Consider the following 13314-nt stretch of genomic DNA (forward strand, 5'->3'; position numbering starts at 1 on the left):
CGTATCGATGCACGTTTATGCAATCGGAGCGGGGTCCGCCTTCGGGAGCATGATCCGCCGGGAGACGACGAAGGTCACCGGGATGGCCGCCAGGGACGCGAGCAGCGGGGCGAAGCGGCTACTGAAGTGCAGGAGGTCGACGAGCACGTAGACGCCGGCTGTCGTGCTGAGGAAATTCGCGGCGTTCGTCAGGGGAAACAGCAGGAATTTCCGCAGGGTGGGGCGTGTCCGATAGGTGAATCGCGCATTGAGGAAAAACGAACCGGTCAGGCTGAGCGCGGTCGCGAGGATATGGGCGAGGAGGTAGGGGAGACGGGTGAGGAGCAGCAGGTAGGCAGCGTAATAGGTGCCTGTGTTGACGACACCGATCACGGCGAAGGTGATCATCTGCCTTGAAACAAGTCCGGTACGCATCAGGGAATGAGGTCCTTCGCCCGGTCCACATTGCTCGCCTTCACCAGGAAGTGCGGGCGCCGTTTGACCTCGTAGTAGATGCGGCCGGTGTACTCCCCGATGACCCCGAGCATGACCATCTGCACCCCGGCGACACCGGTGACCGCGGTGATGATCGTGACATAGCCGGGCGTCTGCACGCCGTTGACGAGCGCGGCGCCCACGATCCACGCGGTGTACAGGCCGGCGCACAGCAGCAGGCCCATGCCCAGATAGAGGGCGAGGCGCAGGGGCCTGTTGTTGAAGGAGAGCAGCCCGTCGATGCCGTAGTTGAGCAGGCTGCGCAGGCTCCAGGAGCTGCGGCCGGCCTCACGGGCGGCGTTCTCGTACTCGAAGGTGGTGCTGGGGAACCCCACCCAGGCGAACAGGCCCTTGGAGAAGCGGTTGTACTCGGTGAGCTCCAGGACCGCGTCCACCACGCGGCGCGACATCAGCCGGAAGTCACCGACGCCGTCGACGAGTTCCACGTCGACGAGCCGGTTGATGAGCCGGTAGTAGAGACGGGCGGTGACGGTGCGGGTCATCCGGTCACCGGTCCTGGTGCGCTTGGCGATGACCTGGTCGTAGCCCTCCTTGCGCAGGTCCACCATGCGTTTGATCAGCTCCGGCGGATGCTGGAGGTCCGCGTCCATGACGATCACGGAGTCTCCCGAGGAGTGGCGCAGCCCGGCCAGCAGCGCCGACTCCTTGCCGAAGTTGCGGCTGAAGGAGACATAACGCACGCGCGCGTCCCGGCCGGCCAGCCGCTCCAGCGCTGCGAGCGTGCCGTCGCGGCTGCCGTCGTCGACGTACACGAACTCCATGTCGTGACCGAGCGGAAGGAGCTCCTCCGCGACCTTCTGGACCTGGTCGTGGAAGCGCTCGATAACGTCTTCTTCGTCGTAGCAGGGTGCGACGATCGATATGAGCATGGTTTTCCCCCTGGGGACGCGATCAGAGAACGCCCGTCATGGGTTGGCGCGGGCGGGTGCGGGTGGTGGGTGGGGTGGGCGTTGTGGAACGCCGTCGGCGTACGGCGGTGACGGCGCCGAGCAGGATCAGGGTCAGCAGCGAGGCGGCCCCGACGGCCGTGCCGAGCCGCAGGCCGGGCGGATGGAAGGTGCAGGTGACGCTGGTCGAGGAGCCGTCGAGAGGGACGGCGATCAGGCCGTGGTACTCCTTGGCCGGTACGGCGTCGCCGTCGCCCGCGGCGCACCGCCAGCCGGCGATGCGGGGAGCCGCGACGACCGCGATTCCCCTGCTGCCGGCGGGGAGTTCGGCGCGGAGGGTGGCGTCGGAGACGGTGACGTGTGTGGCTCCGGTGGCCTTGAGGTGTTCGACGGCCTTGTGCAGCCGGGTGGTGTCCAGGCAGCCGACCGCGCCACGCGGGATGCGGCCGGGGCGGTCGGGGGTCAGTTCGATGCGCAGCCGGCCGGCGGCGGGGGCCGGGCCGAGCGGCGCCATGGCGGCGCGGTTGCGCGGGTACTGCGCACGGAAGAGCACGGTGCGACCTGCGAGGCGCGCGGTACCGGAGTAGCGCGGGGCCCACAGATAGACCTGGCTGCCGGCCGGGCAGTCGGCCGTGATCGTCGGATGGGTGAGGGCGGTCCCGTAACCGACCCAGTCCTTCTCCCGGAGCGGCTTGCCGTTGTCGTCGTGGACGGCGGTCCGGGGCACGGTGTAGACGCGGGCGCCGAGCAGCAGCTCCTGGTTGCGGTACGGCGACGGTACGAAGGCCGCCCGGTCCGGCATGCTCCGTACGGTCACCAGTGGCGGCACGTCCTGCCGGGAGACCGACAACGGGCCGCCCAGCTGAGGCAGGTAGGCCTGGTGGGGGTCGATCGGTGAGTGCACCCGTGCTCCGACGGAGAAGATCGCGTCGGTGACGGGGTTGTCGAGGCTCTGCAGGTTGCGGCCCCGCGAGGTCCAGCCGCCGCCGAGGGCGGTGAGGGTGCGGCTGAGGACATCGGAGGTGAGGCTGCTGTAGTACTGGGCGCCCTGGCCGCCGACCACCATCGGGTCGTTGGCGACGGTCTGCGCGCGGCCCGGGTCGGTGCGGTACCGCGGCCAGCCGTCGGCCTGTGCGATCGCCTGCGCCTGCGCCTCCTGCCGGGCTCCCCAGGGCACGTAGTCGTCCATGTGGCCGAAGCGGACCCGGGTGGCGACGGCGGCGGTGGCGGCCGTCTCTCCGAACTGCCCGCCGAACAGCAGCACCAGCGCGAGTCCCGCCAGGGCGGTACGGCCCCGGCCGTCGGCGCGGCGCAACAGCACCAGCCCGCCCACCGCACCGATCACGGCGAGCACCAGCACCGGCCACGCGACCGGCTTCACGAAGTGGCTCCGGCTCGCAACGGCGGTGATCAGGGCGAGCAGCGCTCCCGCGGCCCCCAGCGCCCGCCGGTCGGGAAGGCCGTACGACAGGGCATGCCACGCGGCGATCACCAGCAGCGCACACAGGACGAAGGCCTGGCGGTAGGGGCTGCCCTGTGGGGTGACTAAGGCGTGCCAGACCAGGTGGGTCGGCCCCCACTGCAGCGACAGCGCGACCGCGGCGACGAGCAGCGTCCACCCGGTGCGCACCCGCCCGGGTACCGCTCGGTGGAAGGGCAGCGCAAGAGCGAGCAGCAGTGCCGTCATGCCCACGTAGAGGGCCGGGCTGCCGAAGCTGTACGTGGTGGGCAGCACACGGGCCAGCAGGTCCTGGGTGCCCACGGGCGCGAACTGCACGACCCGGCCCGGGTAGGCGTGCTTGGTGCCGAAGTACACGACCGTCACCAGCGGTGCGGCCAGGCCCATGCCGAGGGCGACGGTGCCGGCGGCGCGGCCCGCCGCGGCGAGTCGCTGCCGGCGGGAGAGGTCGCAGAGCCACAGCCGGAGCAACAGCACCAGGCCGGCGCCGAGGGTGGCCATGTACGCGGTGTAGAAGTTGGCGACCCAGGCGAGGGCCACGATCAGCACACCGAACAGCGGGCGCCTGCGCTGGAGGGTCCACTCGCCGACCAGGCACAGCAGCGGCAGGGCGACAAGGCCGTCGAGCCACATCGGGTTGTAGTCGCCGACGGCCACGGTCCAGCCGCACAGGGCGTACGAGGCACCCAGCAGCCCGGCACCCCACCAGCGGCCGGGGCGCAGACTCAGCAGCAGCCAGGCCATGGCCGCCCCCGCGCAGGCGATCTTCAGCACGGTGATCACGTAGACCGCGAGATCGATCTCGTCCCGCGGGAACAGGGCGACGAGCAGGGCGAACGGGCTGCTGAGGTAGGTGCCGAGGTCGGGCAGGAAACTGGAGCCGAAGCCGGACTGCCAGTTGACGAAGAGTCCGGCGTCGGCCCTGCCGTGCAGCAGGTCCCACAGGTGCGCATGGAAGGGCACGTACTGGTTGCCGAGGTCGTTGACATTGCGGGTGCGGGGGCCGAACGGATAGCTGCGGGCGACGGCGTCGGCGGCGCAGAACACGGTGACGGAGATGACCGCCGCGAGCAGGGCCGCGGCCTTCTTCGGTGAGAAATGACCGCTCGAAACGGCTGTGGACAGGGTCGAGCGATCCATTCCTTCTTACTCCCCGCAGGTTATCGATTCGACGGCTTAGACGGACTTTGTTTCCGCTTGGTTGTGCCGTCCACAAAAAGTGGTGAAGCCAATTCCGAATACGAGCGGGAATTTATGAAATGGTGAACAGCTGGGAAACAAAACCCTCCCGGCGCGTTATTTGATGGTGAAATTCAGCGGGTCTTGCCGCTCTGCATGCGCCCCTCGCGTCGGCCCGGTGCGCCCGCTTCGGCGGCTGATCGGAAGCAGCCTTGCCTTAGAGCACACTCCAGCTTCTACGGTTCGTGTCACGAGCTGTTTCCGAAACGCCCGTGCACTGGACGACAAGATCGACTATGAACGACTGCTCGACGAGCAGTCGGGGACGGACGACCCGACATGAGCGAGAGCACCACCCGTGAAGACCGCTTCGCCCACGGCCTGGAGGTCCTGAAGAGGGTCGACGGCGAGGCCGGCCAGCGGGTCGTCGACTCCCTCGCCGACATCAACCCCGAACTCGGCCACCAGGTCGTCGCCTGGGCCTTCGGCGAGATCTACGACCGCCCCGGACTCGCCCCGCGCGACCGCCAGTTGGTGACGCTGGGCATGCTCACCGCGCTCGGCGGCTGCGAGGCCCAGCTCGACGTGCACGTCAACGCGGCCCTGAACGTGGGCCTCACCCCCGAGCAGATCGTCGAGGCCCTGACCCACTCGGCGGTGTACTGCGGCATACCGAAGGCGCTCAACGCCACCTTCGTGGCGAAGAAGGTCTTCACCGAACGCGGGCTGCTGCCGCTCGGACAGCAGCCCGCACAGGAGACCCCGGCCACCTCTGCCTGATCCGCAGGAAGGTGATCGAGTTCGCCGGGAAGCGCGACCGTCGTGGACGTCTCGGTCTTCACCGCGTCGGGCGCGGCGGCGAGCGTGGTCACCCGGGCCTTGGACACGACCTTGGCGCCACCGAGGTCGATCGCCGTACGGGCCGCCGACGCCTGGGCGTTGACCACCTTGACGATCAGGTCACCGGTCTTCGCGTGCACGTCAATGGGGCGAACATGCGCGGGCGTAAGGTCGACGCCATGGATGCGCTGCTGCCCTACCTCGTCCTGGCCGCCGGCCTGGCCGTCGTGATGGCGGCCTTCACCTGGCTGGCGCTGCGGATCCGTCGCCGTGGGACCGCCGGTGGCGGGCTGGGCGGGGCGCTCGCCGCGTACGAGGAGGCCTTCCGCGCCACGAGCCACGCCGCACACCACGAGATCCGGGCACAGGCAGACCGCAAGACACCCACCGGCTCGCCCGATCCCCTGCGGACCCGGCGGAAGAGGGGCTGAGCATGGGCGAGTTCTGGCCCGTGGCCGACGTGCTGGCCCATCTCGCCGGGCGCTGGCGCGTGGAGCGCACTGTGCGGGATCTCGCAAGCGGCGACGAGGGCAGCTTCGAGGGCACCACACTCTTCAGCCCACTCCCCGAGGGCGGGCTGCTGCACGAGGAGTCCGGCACGTTCACCTGGGAGGGCGTCGCGCGCCCCGCCGAACGCACCCTGCGCTTCCTGCCCGGCGATTCACCGGGCACCGCGGACGTGCGTTTCGCCGACGGGCGCCCCTTCCACCACCTGGACCTGACCTCCGGGCAGCATGTCGCCGACCACCCCTGCGCGGCGGATCTCTACCGCGGCGAGTTCACCGTCCGGGACCCGGACCACTGGCGGACGGTGTGGCGGGTGGGCGGCCCCGCCAAGGACCTCGTCCTGACCACCGACTACGCCCGCGAGGGCTGAACCGGAGCCCCGTCGAAGCGCAGGTTCCAGCGCCCGGCGCGCCCCGTCACGGTGGTCGTCGACAGCGGGCGCACGTCGATGTTCCAGTACGTCGACGGCGGCGCCTTCAGCGCATACACCAGGGCCGCGCGGACGACGGACGGCTCGGCCACGGCGACGATCCGGCCGCCGTCCTCGACGGGCCGGGTGTCGAGCCAGTTGCCCACCCGGGCGATGAAGCCCATCAGCGACTCGCCGCCGTGCGGGGTGGCCCGCGGGTCGGCGAGCCAGGCGTCCACCGCCTCCGGCTCGCGGGCCATCGCCTCGCCGAGGGTCAGCCCGCGCCAGCGGCCCATGTCGCAGTCTCTTAGGGCGAGTTGGACCAGCGGCGCATAGCCGAGGGCGTCGCCGGTGGCACGGCTGCGCGGCGTGGGCGAGCAGTAGCGCAGCTCCGCCGCCGCGAGCGGCACCAGATCGCGGGCGACACGCTGCACCTCGTCCCAGCCGGCCTGGTCCAGCGGACGGTCGTCCTCGAAGCGCTCGGCGAGCAGCGGAGAGCTGCGCGCGGCGGCGACGAAAGTGACCCGAAGTTGCATGCGGCGATGGTGTGTCGGGAAAGTGCGCAGGTCAAGGGGTGTTGGTGAGCGTTCACCGACGGTGCCCGAAACCTTACTTCAAGGTCAGGACCTGCCGGACAAGTCACTCGAAAACGAGGGCCATCCAGATGTCCGGCTGGGCCAGCGGCTCGAATCCGAGCTTCGCGTAGACCCCGTGCGCGTCGGCGGTGGCGAGCATGATGCGCCGCAGCCCGTACGGCTCCAGGTGATCGCGCACGGCGCCCACCATGGCCGTACCGAGGTTCTTGCCGCGCACGGACCGGTCGACGTAGACATCACACAACCAGGCGAAGGTGGCCCGATCCGTGATGACCCTGGCATACGCGACCTGCTCTCCCGAAACCATGTCGTACACCCCGAAGTTGAGCGACCCGGCCATCGCCCGCTCCTGCTTCTCCCGCGCCCGGCCCTTTGCCCAGTAGGCGTCGGTGGACAGCCAGTGGTGGACGCGTTCGACATCGATGCGGGCCGGGTCGGTGGAGATCTCGTAGCCTTCGGGGAGGCTCGGGGTGTCGGTCATGGCGGGAGGCTCGCAGGGCGGGACGGATAAGTCGACCGGTTTTCAGCGGGACGGGGCGTCGCCGGTGCCTCCCCGGCAAACGGTTCGGCAACGCCCTTCAGGGGCGCGGGGCTGTGTCGACATGCGGCTCCGCCGCGCGGGCGCGACCAGCCACAACGGCGCTGCAGACGATCAACGACCCACCCCGCGGAGCGACTCGTCACAAGCCACCCGCAACCGCCGCACCCCCTCCACGATCTCCCCGCTCCCCGCGACCGCGGCAAAGCTCAACCGGGCGTGCGGCGCCGGCGATTCCGCACTGAAGTACGGACGTCCGGGGGTGATGGCAACCCCGGCGCGCAGGGCCGCCGCCGTCAGCGAGGGTTCGTCCGTGCCGTCGGGCAGCCGCAGCCACAGGTGGTACCCACCCGACGGGATGTGCGGCAGGGACAGTTCGGGGAGCTGCAGCCGCAGCGCCGTCGTCATGGCGTCGCGTCGGCTCTTCAACTCCCCGGAGATCGCCCGCAGATGGCGCGGCCAGGCGGGCGAGCCGACGAGTTCGAGCGCCGCCTCCTGGAGCGGGCGCGGGACGAAGAAGGTGTCGACGACCTGGATGGCGCGCAGCCGTTCCAGGACCGGGCCGTGGGCGGCCAGCGCGCTCACCCGGAAGCTGGGCGAGGTCGCCTTGGTGAGCGAGCAGACGTGGACGACGACTCCGTCGGGGTCGTCGGCGGCCAGCGGGCTCGGCAGGGGCCCCGCGTCCTCGTGCACGAGCCGTCGTACGAAGTCGTCCTCGACGACGAACGCACCGGCCTCGCGGGCGATCCGCAGCACCTCCCCGCGCCGTTCGGGGGCGAGCACGGCACCCGTGGGGTTCTGGAACAGCGGCTGGCAGACGAAGACCCGCGCCCCGGTTGCCCGGAACGCGTCCGCGAGCAGCGCGGGCCGTACTCCGTCCGCGTCCACCGGGACCGGCACCGGCCGCAGGCCGGCCGCCCGCGCGATCGCCAGCATCCCGGGATACGTGGGCGATTCGACGAGCACCGGCGCTCCGGGCGGGGCGAGCGCGCGCAGGGCGGTGGTCAGCGCGGACTGGCCGCCGGCGGCGATGAGCACGCCGGCGGCGGTGACCCCGCCGCCGATGCTCCGCGCGAACCACTCGCGCAGCTCCGGCAGCCCCTCCATCGGCGGCCGCCCCCAGGCGCCGGGGCGGCGGCCCGCCCGGGACAGCGCCGCCGCCATCGCCCGCTCGGGCTGCAGGGACGGGTACAGATAGCCGCCGTTGAACTCGACGACCCCGGGCGGCGGGGCGGCAAGGGAGACCGTGACTCCGGAGGCGTCCACGGAGCGCGGTACGAGATCGGCGGCGCCGTCCGCGCTGAGGGCGACCTCCTGCCAGGAGGTGTCACCGGCGGGAGCGCTCGCACCGCGCAGTTCTGCACGGAAGGCGCCGGCGCCCGGCCGGGTCACCACCAGGCCCTCGGCGGCCAACTGCCCCAGGGCACGCGAGACAGTCACCGGACTGACCCGGAACCGCTCGACGAGGGACCGGCTCGACGGGAGCTTTCCACCAGGAGAGTAGCGATCCAGTTCCCGCCGCAGCTGATTCGCCAGTTCACCGACACTGCTACGCTCTTGCATGAGAGCACAGAGTAGCGCTACTACACCCAGCCGGATAGCGGTCGACAGCAAGACCCGGCCGACAGGCGCGGGCACCCCGGTGCCCGCGGCAAGCCGCCGCACCGGCACCCTCCTGGCCGCCCTCGGCGTGGTCGCCTTCTCCCTCACCTTCCCCGCCACCGTCTGGGGCCTGGAGGGCTTCGGGCCCTGGTCCCTGGTGGCCGTGCGCAGTGTTCTCGCGGCGCTGATCGCGGGGGCCTGTCTGCTGGCGCTGCGCGTGCCGCTGCCCGACCGAAGGCACCTGGCGGGCCTGGCCGTTGTCGCCGCCGGTGTCGTCGTCGGCTTCCCCCTGCTGACCACGCTGGCCCTGCAGACGTCGACCACCGCGCACGCCGCCGTCGTGGTCGGACTGCTCCCGCTCACGACCGCCCTGTTCTCCGCGCTGCGCATGGGCACGCGCCCGTCCCGCACCTTCTGGACGGCGGCCCTCGCGGGCGCTGCCGCGGTCGTCGCCTTCACGGTGCAGCAGAGCGGCGGTGCGCTGACCACCGCGGACCTGTATCTGTTCGGCGCACTGCTGGTGTGCGCGGCCGGCTACACCGAGGGCGGCCGGCTGGCCGGGGTCATGCCGGGCTGGCAGGTCATCGGCTGGGCGCTGGTGCTGTGCCTGCCGCTGAGCGTGCCGGCCGCCGCGCTGGCGCTGTCGTACGAGCCCGTACGGCTGAGTGCGCACAGCGTGGCCGGGCTGCTGTGGGTCGCGGCGGGCTCGCAGTTCCTCGGCCTGGTCGTCTGGTACCGGGGGATGGCGGCGATCGGCATTCCCAAGGCCAGCCAGTTGCAGTTGGCCCAACCCCTGCTCACACTGGTGTGGTCGGTGCTGCTGCTGGGCGAGCACCTGACGGTGGCCGCCCCGCTGACGGCCGCGGCGGTGCTGGTGTGCATCGCCGTCACGCAGCGGGCGCGGGGCTGAGCGGCGCACGTACGCGCCGGTTCCAACCGTGGCCCCGCGCCGTAGACTCAAGGCCACGGACCGCTGCTCCCGCACCTGGTGAGGAGGCCCTACAGATGCGTGCAACCGTGGGCGACCAGCTTGTCCAGCACGGCAGGGTGGTCGGCCAACACGACAAGGTCGGCGAGATCGTCGAAGTACTGGGCCAGGAGGGCAACCCTCCGTACCGCGTCCGCTTCGAGGACGGGCACACGGGCATCTGCTCGCCGGGCCCGGACACCGAGATCCGCCACACGGAAACCCAACGCTGACCGCTCCGCTTGGAGAGCCGCGATGTGCCGTCAGTCGTCTGCGGCACCATCGTGGCTGGTCGCGCCCGCGCGGCGGAGCCGCAAATCGATACAGCCCCGCGCCCCTTCGGGGCGCGGCCGAACCGCAGCGGACACTCCCGGCTTGCAAGGGTCAGCGCGGGGACTTCGCCGGCTGCTGGTAGTGGTCGGCGACGACCCGTGCCATCGCACCGATCCGGTCCGTCGTCACGTCCTTGGCGGCGAAGAAGATGTGCCCGCGGACCTGCGGGTAGTCCTTGGCCAGGGTGAGGTGGCGGGAGAGTTCGGCGACGTCCTGCCAGGGCGCGGACTGGGCCGGGTCACCGGCCTTGTACAGCGCCTCCCCCACGTACACCTGCGTCCCGGTGCCGCGCGCGACCTCCGACCACCACGGCAGCAGCTTGGCGTAGTCGGCGGCGGCGAAGCCGATGTTCCAGTAGACCTGCGGGGCGATGTAGTCGATCCAGTGCTCCCGCACCCATTTGCGGGTGTCCGCGTGCAGATCGTCGTACGTCTGCACGCCCGCCCGGGTGTCGGAGCCGTGCGGGTCGGTGGCGGCGTTGCGCCACACCGCGAACGGGCTGATGCCGAAGCGCGTGCCCGGCCGCACCTGCTTGATCCGCACGGCCATCTCGGACACCAGCTTGTCGATGTTGTTGCGGCGCCAGGCGTCCCGGTCCGGGAAGGACCTGCCGTGGCGGGCGTAGGCCGCGTCGTCGTCGAAGGTCTGGCCGGTCACGGGATACGGGTAGAAGTAGTCGTCGAAGTGGACGGCGTCCACGGGGTACTTCCGCACCGCGTCGAGCATCGCGTTCTGCACGAAGGCGCGGACCTTCGGCAGCCCCGGGTTGTAGTAGAGCTTCCCGCCGTACGGCACCACCCAGTCCGGGTGCTTGCGCGCGGGATGGGAGGCGGCGAGCTTCGTCACGTCGGTGTTGTTGGCGATGCGGTACGGGTTGAACCAGGCGTGCAGTTCCAGACCGCGGGCGTGGGCCTCCTTCACCGCCGTACCCAGCGGGTCCCAGCCCGGGTCCTGGCCCTGGGTGCCGGTGAGCACCTGCGACCAGGGCTCGTACGGGGAGGGCCACAGCGCGTCGGCCGTCGGGCGTACCTGGAACATCACGGCGTTGAGGCGGCTGTGCACGGCACGGTCCAGGATGGCGATCAGCTCGGCCCGCTGCTCGGCCGCGGTCAGCCCCGGTTTGGAGGGCCAGTCCCGGTTGGCCACGGTCGCCACCCAGACGCCCCGCATCTCCCGCACGGACCGCCGGCGGCCGGGATCGCCGCCCGCCATCGCCGCACTCGCCGCCACTGCACCGCCCCCCGCCACGAGAGCCGACAGGGCCGTCGCTGCGAACGCCCGCCGCGACAGCCGAGACCTACGGTGCAGCATTCCCCTACCTCCATGCGCCGATGTGCGTGACCGGGGGAGATTCTCGACCCGGGCCACCCCCTGCGTCAGGCTGCCACGCGGACCCGAACGATCGATCAACGATCGCCGGAGGTAACGTGCAGGTTTGGAGCAGGCACCGAACCACGGGGGCCCTGCCGCATTCGTAGATCAGCGAAGGGGACGATGTGACGGACTTCCCAACGGGAGACATCTCGCGCGTCGGAGTGGTCGGCTGTGGCCAGATGGGGGCGGGCATCGCCGAGGTGTGCGCCCGGGCCGGTCTGGACGTCAAGGTCGCCGAGACCACCGGGGAGGCCCTGGAGATCGGCCGGACCCGGCTGTTCAGCTCCCTCGGCAAGGCGGCCGAGCGCGGCAAGATCACCGAGCAGGAGCGGGACGAGACGCAGGCGCGGCTGAGCTTCACCACCGACCTGGGAGAGTTCGCCGACCGCGATCTGGTGATCGAGGCCGTCGTCGAGAACGAGCAGGTGAAGACGGAGATCTTCCAGGTGCTCGATCAGGTGGTGACCCGCCCGGACGCCATTCTGGCCTCCAACACCTCCTCCATCCCGCTGGTGAAGCTCGCGGTCGCCACCTCCCGACCGGACCACATCGTCGGCATCCACTTCTTCAACCCGGCCCCGGTGCAGCAGCTCGTCGAGCTGATCCCGGCGCTGACCACCTCCGAGGGCACGCTCAGCCGCGCCCAGCTCTTCGCCGAGAAGGTCCTCGGCAAGCACGCGATCCGTGCCCAGGACCGCTCCGGCTTCGTGGTCAACGCGCTGCTCGTGCCGTATCTGCTGTCCGCGATCCGGATGTTCGAGTCGGGCATCGCGAGCCGTGAGGACATCGACAACGGCATGGAGATGGGCTGCGCCCACCCGATGGGCCCCCTGAAGCTGTCCGACCTGATCGGCCTGGACACCATAGTCTCCATCGCCAACTCGATGTACGCCGAGTACAAGGAGCCGCTGTACGCCGCTCCCCCGCTGCTCCAGCGCATGGTCGACGCGGGCCGGCTCGGCCGGAAGACCGGGTCGGGCTTCTACACCTACGGCTGATCCCGACGGCCTTTTGCACAGTGCCCGTTCCAGGGTGCTGATTACACAGTGCGACCGGCACGGGCCCGGCACTTTTCGGAGTGCCGGGCCCGTGCCATTCACACACCGTGTGCGCGCCGGGCCCGCATATGCCCCTCGCACACGCTCCCCACGTGTCCACCAGGCGAGTTGACTCTCCCTGCGCAATGCAAGGGATGTGACGACTACGGAAAGGAGTGGACTCGTGACCGCCGACCCGGAGCATCCCGTGGTCCATGGAGAACTCGCAGAGTTACGCCGCCGCCTCGATGTCGCGTACGCGCGCGTCGAGGGAGGGCTGGCCCTGCTCAACCATCGCACCGAGGAGACACACAAGGAAGTCGACGATCTCAGCGCACGGATCATCGCCCTGGAGCACGCCCGCTGGCCGCTGCCCGCAGTCGCGGCGCTGACGGCAGTGGGCGCGCTCGTCGTGACGGTATGGCAAGCCCTGGGCCACTGAGGGACAAGGGCGCGGTGGGGGGATCAGGGTCAGGCGTCCTGCCCGAGCCTGAGGTGGTGCAGGAGCAGTAACGCGGCCGCCATGTTGGCGGCCGGGACCTCGCCGCGGGCGACCATGTCGGGGACGAGTTTGAGGGGGACCCATTCCCGGCGGTCCGACTCGAAGTCGTCCACGGGATGTCCGACGTACTCGCCCTCGTCGGCCCAGTAGATGTGATGCCGGGCGTCGGTGAGGCCGTTGGACGGCTCGACGCTCATGAGGTGCTGCAGCGGTCCCGGTCGCCAGCCGGTCTCTTCCTCGAGTTCCCTGGCGGCCGCGACGGCGATGTCCTCGCCGTCCTCGACCACGCCCGCAGCGAGTTCCCACCCCCAGCTGTCGGTGATGAAGCGGTGGCGCCACAGGAGGAGGACTTCATTGGCCTCGTTCACCACCGTGGCCACGGCGACGGGCCGCAGCCGTATCAGAAAGTGGTCCAGGTGCCGCCCGTCCGGCAGTTCCACATCTGCCAGGTTGACGGTGAACCAGCGGTTTGCATACACAGTTTGTTCGTTCTGTTTCGTCCACTGCACGGTTCTGCCACCTTCCGTCGAGTAAGTGGCAATATCGCAGCAGGGACTGTGGGACGTCGGTGCTCGGAACCTGTCTACGG

General features: G+C 70.4%; 15 protein-coding genes and 1 pseudogene. 7 read left to right on the forward strand and 9 right to left on the reverse strand.

Features of this window, described 5'->3' with window-relative positions:
* Window positions 1-15: 15 nt before the first annotated feature.
* From IH68_RS0139680 to IH68_RS0139690, 3 genes are read right to left on the reverse strand one after another with little or no spacing between them, the layout of a single operon-like run.
* Window positions 16-414, reverse strand: a complete 399-nt coding sequence (locus IH68_RS0139680; protein ID WP_030945775.1) for a GtrA family protein — start codon at window positions 412-414, stop codon at window positions 16-18.
* Complete coding sequence (locus tag IH68_RS0139685; protein WP_030945777.1) at window positions 414-1364, reverse strand: glycosyltransferase family 2 protein; 951 nt, start codon at window positions 1362-1364, stop codon at window positions 414-416. The genes IH68_RS0139680 and IH68_RS0139685 overlap by 1 nt, the downstream gene beginning before the upstream one ends.
* 22 nt (window positions 1365-1386) lie before the next feature.
* Window positions 1387-3981 (reverse strand): YfhO family protein, encoded by a 2595-nt coding sequence (locus IH68_RS0139690; protein WP_051833967.1) that lies wholly within the window; start codon window positions 3979-3981, stop codon window positions 1387-1389.
* 378 nt (window positions 3982-4359) lie between these two features.
* Here IH68_RS0139690 and IH68_RS0139695 point away from each other — a divergent pair, with 378 nt between their 5' ends.
* A complete protein-coding gene (locus IH68_RS0139695) occupies window positions 4360-4800 on the forward strand; it encodes a carboxymuconolactone decarboxylase family protein (protein WP_030945781.1) in 441 nt (146 codons plus the stop codon).
* Here IH68_RS0139695 and IH68_RS58620 read toward each other — a convergent pair.
* A pseudogene (locus IH68_RS58620) lies at window positions 4733-4994 on the reverse strand (hypothetical protein); the annotation flags it as partial. The gene IH68_RS0139695 and the pseudogene IH68_RS58620 overlap by 68 nt on opposite strands.
* A gap of 21 nt (window positions 4995-5015) precedes the next feature.
* Here IH68_RS58620 and IH68_RS0139700 point away from each other — a divergent pair.
* Both IH68_RS0139700 and IH68_RS0139705 read left to right on the forward strand, forming a co-directional pair.
* Window positions 5016-5291 carry a hypothetical protein gene (locus IH68_RS0139700; protein ID WP_234341751.1) on the forward strand — a complete coding sequence of 92 codons (276 nt, stop codon included), beginning with the start codon at window positions 5016-5018 and terminating at the stop codon, window positions 5289-5291.
* Window positions 5292-5293: 2 nt separating this feature from the next.
* On the forward strand, window positions 5294-5737 hold the full coding sequence (locus tag IH68_RS0139705) for a DUF6314 family protein (protein ID WP_030945785.1): 444 nt from the start codon (window positions 5294-5296) through the stop codon (window positions 5735-5737).
* Here the strand turns inward: IH68_RS0139705 and IH68_RS0139710 are convergent.
* The 3 genes from IH68_RS0139710 to IH68_RS0139720 all read right to left on the reverse strand — a co-directional run bounded on the left by IH68_RS0139710 (window position 5719) and on the right by IH68_RS0139720 (window position 8473).
* Window positions 5719-6312 carry a histidine phosphatase family protein gene (locus IH68_RS0139710; RefSeq protein WP_030945788.1) on the reverse strand — a complete coding sequence of 198 codons (594 nt, stop codon included), beginning with the start codon at window positions 6310-6312 and terminating at the stop codon, window positions 5719-5721. The two genes, IH68_RS0139705 and IH68_RS0139710, sit on opposite strands and share 19 nt — an antisense overlap.
* 103 nt (window positions 6313-6415) lie before the next feature.
* Window positions 6416-6853, reverse strand: coding sequence for a GNAT family N-acetyltransferase (locus tag IH68_RS0139715; RefSeq protein WP_030945792.1), 438 nt, complete (start codon window positions 6851-6853; stop codon window positions 6416-6418).
* A gap of 171 nt (window positions 6854-7024) precedes the next feature.
* The gene (locus tag IH68_RS0139720; protein WP_037886037.1) at window positions 7025-8473 is read right to left on the reverse strand and encodes a PLP-dependent aminotransferase family protein; all 1449 of its coding nucleotides are present in this window, start codon (window positions 8471-8473) and stop codon (window positions 7025-7027) included.
* On the opposite strand from IH68_RS0139720, the gene IH68_RS0139725 reads away from it, so the two are divergent.
* Both IH68_RS0139725 and IH68_RS0139730 read left to right on the forward strand, forming a co-directional pair.
* Complete coding sequence (locus IH68_RS0139725) at window positions 8472-9422, forward strand: DMT family transporter (RefSeq protein ID WP_030945797.1); 951 nt, start codon at window positions 8472-8474, stop codon at window positions 9420-9422. The genes IH68_RS0139720 and IH68_RS0139725 overlap by 2 nt on opposite strands.
* Before the next feature lie 95 nt (window positions 9423-9517).
* A complete protein-coding gene (locus IH68_RS0139730; RefSeq protein WP_030945799.1) occupies window positions 9518-9712 on the forward strand; it encodes a DUF1918 domain-containing protein in 195 nt (64 codons plus the stop codon).
* A gap of 151 nt (window positions 9713-9863) precedes the next feature.
* Here IH68_RS0139730 and IH68_RS0139735 read toward each other — a convergent pair whose 3' ends face one another.
* Window positions 9864-11123, reverse strand: coding sequence for a glycoside hydrolase family 10 protein (locus IH68_RS0139735; RefSeq protein ID WP_030945802.1), 1260 nt, complete (start codon window positions 11121-11123; stop codon window positions 9864-9866).
* A 185-nt stretch (window positions 11124-11308) separates the two neighbouring features.
* Between IH68_RS0139735 and IH68_RS0139740 the strand changes: the two genes are divergently transcribed.
* Window positions 11309-12184 carry a 3-hydroxybutyryl-CoA dehydrogenase gene (locus IH68_RS0139740; RefSeq protein ID WP_078912821.1) on the forward strand — a complete coding sequence of 292 codons (876 nt, stop codon included), beginning with the start codon at window positions 11309-11311 and terminating at the stop codon, window positions 12182-12184.
* Window positions 12185-12407: 223 nt separating this feature from the next.
* Window positions 12408-12665 (forward strand): hypothetical protein, encoded by a 258-nt coding sequence (locus tag IH68_RS0139745; protein ID WP_030945808.1) that lies wholly within the window; start codon window positions 12408-12410, stop codon window positions 12663-12665.
* A 29-nt stretch (window positions 12666-12694) separates the two neighbouring features.
* Here IH68_RS0139745 and IH68_RS0139750 read toward each other — a convergent pair whose 3' ends face one another.
* Window positions 12695-13234 (reverse strand): NUDIX hydrolase, encoded by a 540-nt coding sequence (locus IH68_RS0139750; protein ID WP_030945812.1) that lies wholly within the window; start codon window positions 13232-13234, stop codon window positions 12695-12697.
* Window positions 13235-13314 lie beyond the last annotated feature (80 nt).

This window comes from Streptomyces sp. NRRL S-646 (assembly GCF_000720765.1).
Classification (GTDB): Bacteria; Actinomycetota; Actinomycetes; order Streptomycetales; family Streptomycetaceae; genus Streptomyces.

Excerpts from the sequence above, each read along its gene's own strand:
- IH68_RS0139680 (WP_030945775.1), bottom strand. The coding sequence starts at position 414 with ATGCGTACCGGACTTGTTTCAAGGCAGATGATCACCTTCGCCGTGATC.
- IH68_RS0139685 (WP_030945777.1), bottom strand. The coding sequence starts at position 1,364 with ATGCTCATATCGATCGTCGCACCCTGCTACGACGAAGAAGACGTTATC.
- IH68_RS0139690 (WP_051833967.1), bottom strand. The coding sequence starts at position 3,981 with ATGGATCGCTCGACCCTGTCCACAGCCGTTTCGAGCGGTCATTTCTCA.
- IH68_RS0139695 (WP_030945781.1), top strand. The coding sequence starts at position 4,360 with ATGAGCGAGAGCACCACCCGTGAAGACCGCTTCGCCCACGGCCTGGAG.
- IH68_RS0139700 (WP_234341751.1), top strand. The coding sequence starts at position 5,016 with ATGCGCGGGCGTAAGGTCGACGCCATGGATGCGCTGCTGCCCTACCTC.
- IH68_RS0139705 (WP_030945785.1), top strand. The coding sequence starts at position 5,294 with ATGGGCGAGTTCTGGCCCGTGGCCGACGTGCTGGCCCATCTCGCCGGG.
- IH68_RS0139710 (WP_030945788.1), bottom strand. The coding sequence starts at position 6,312 with ATGCAACTTCGGGTCACTTTCGTCGCCGCCGCGCGCAGCTCTCCGCTG.
- IH68_RS0139715 (WP_030945792.1), bottom strand. The coding sequence starts at position 6,853 with ATGACCGACACCCCGAGCCTCCCCGAAGGCTACGAGATCTCCACCGAC.
- IH68_RS0139725 (WP_030945797.1), top strand. The coding sequence starts at position 8,472 with ATGAGAGCACAGAGTAGCGCTACTACACCCAGCCGGATAGCGGTCGAC.
- IH68_RS0139720 (WP_037886037.1), bottom strand. The coding sequence starts at position 8,473 with ATGCAAGAGCGTAGCAGTGTCGGTGAACTGGCGAATCAGCTGCGGCGG.
- IH68_RS0139730 (WP_030945799.1), top strand. The coding sequence starts at position 9,518 with ATGCGTGCAACCGTGGGCGACCAGCTTGTCCAGCACGGCAGGGTGGTC.
- IH68_RS0139735 (WP_030945802.1), bottom strand. The coding sequence starts at position 11,123 with ATGCTGCACCGTAGGTCTCGGCTGTCGCGGCGGGCGTTCGCAGCGACG.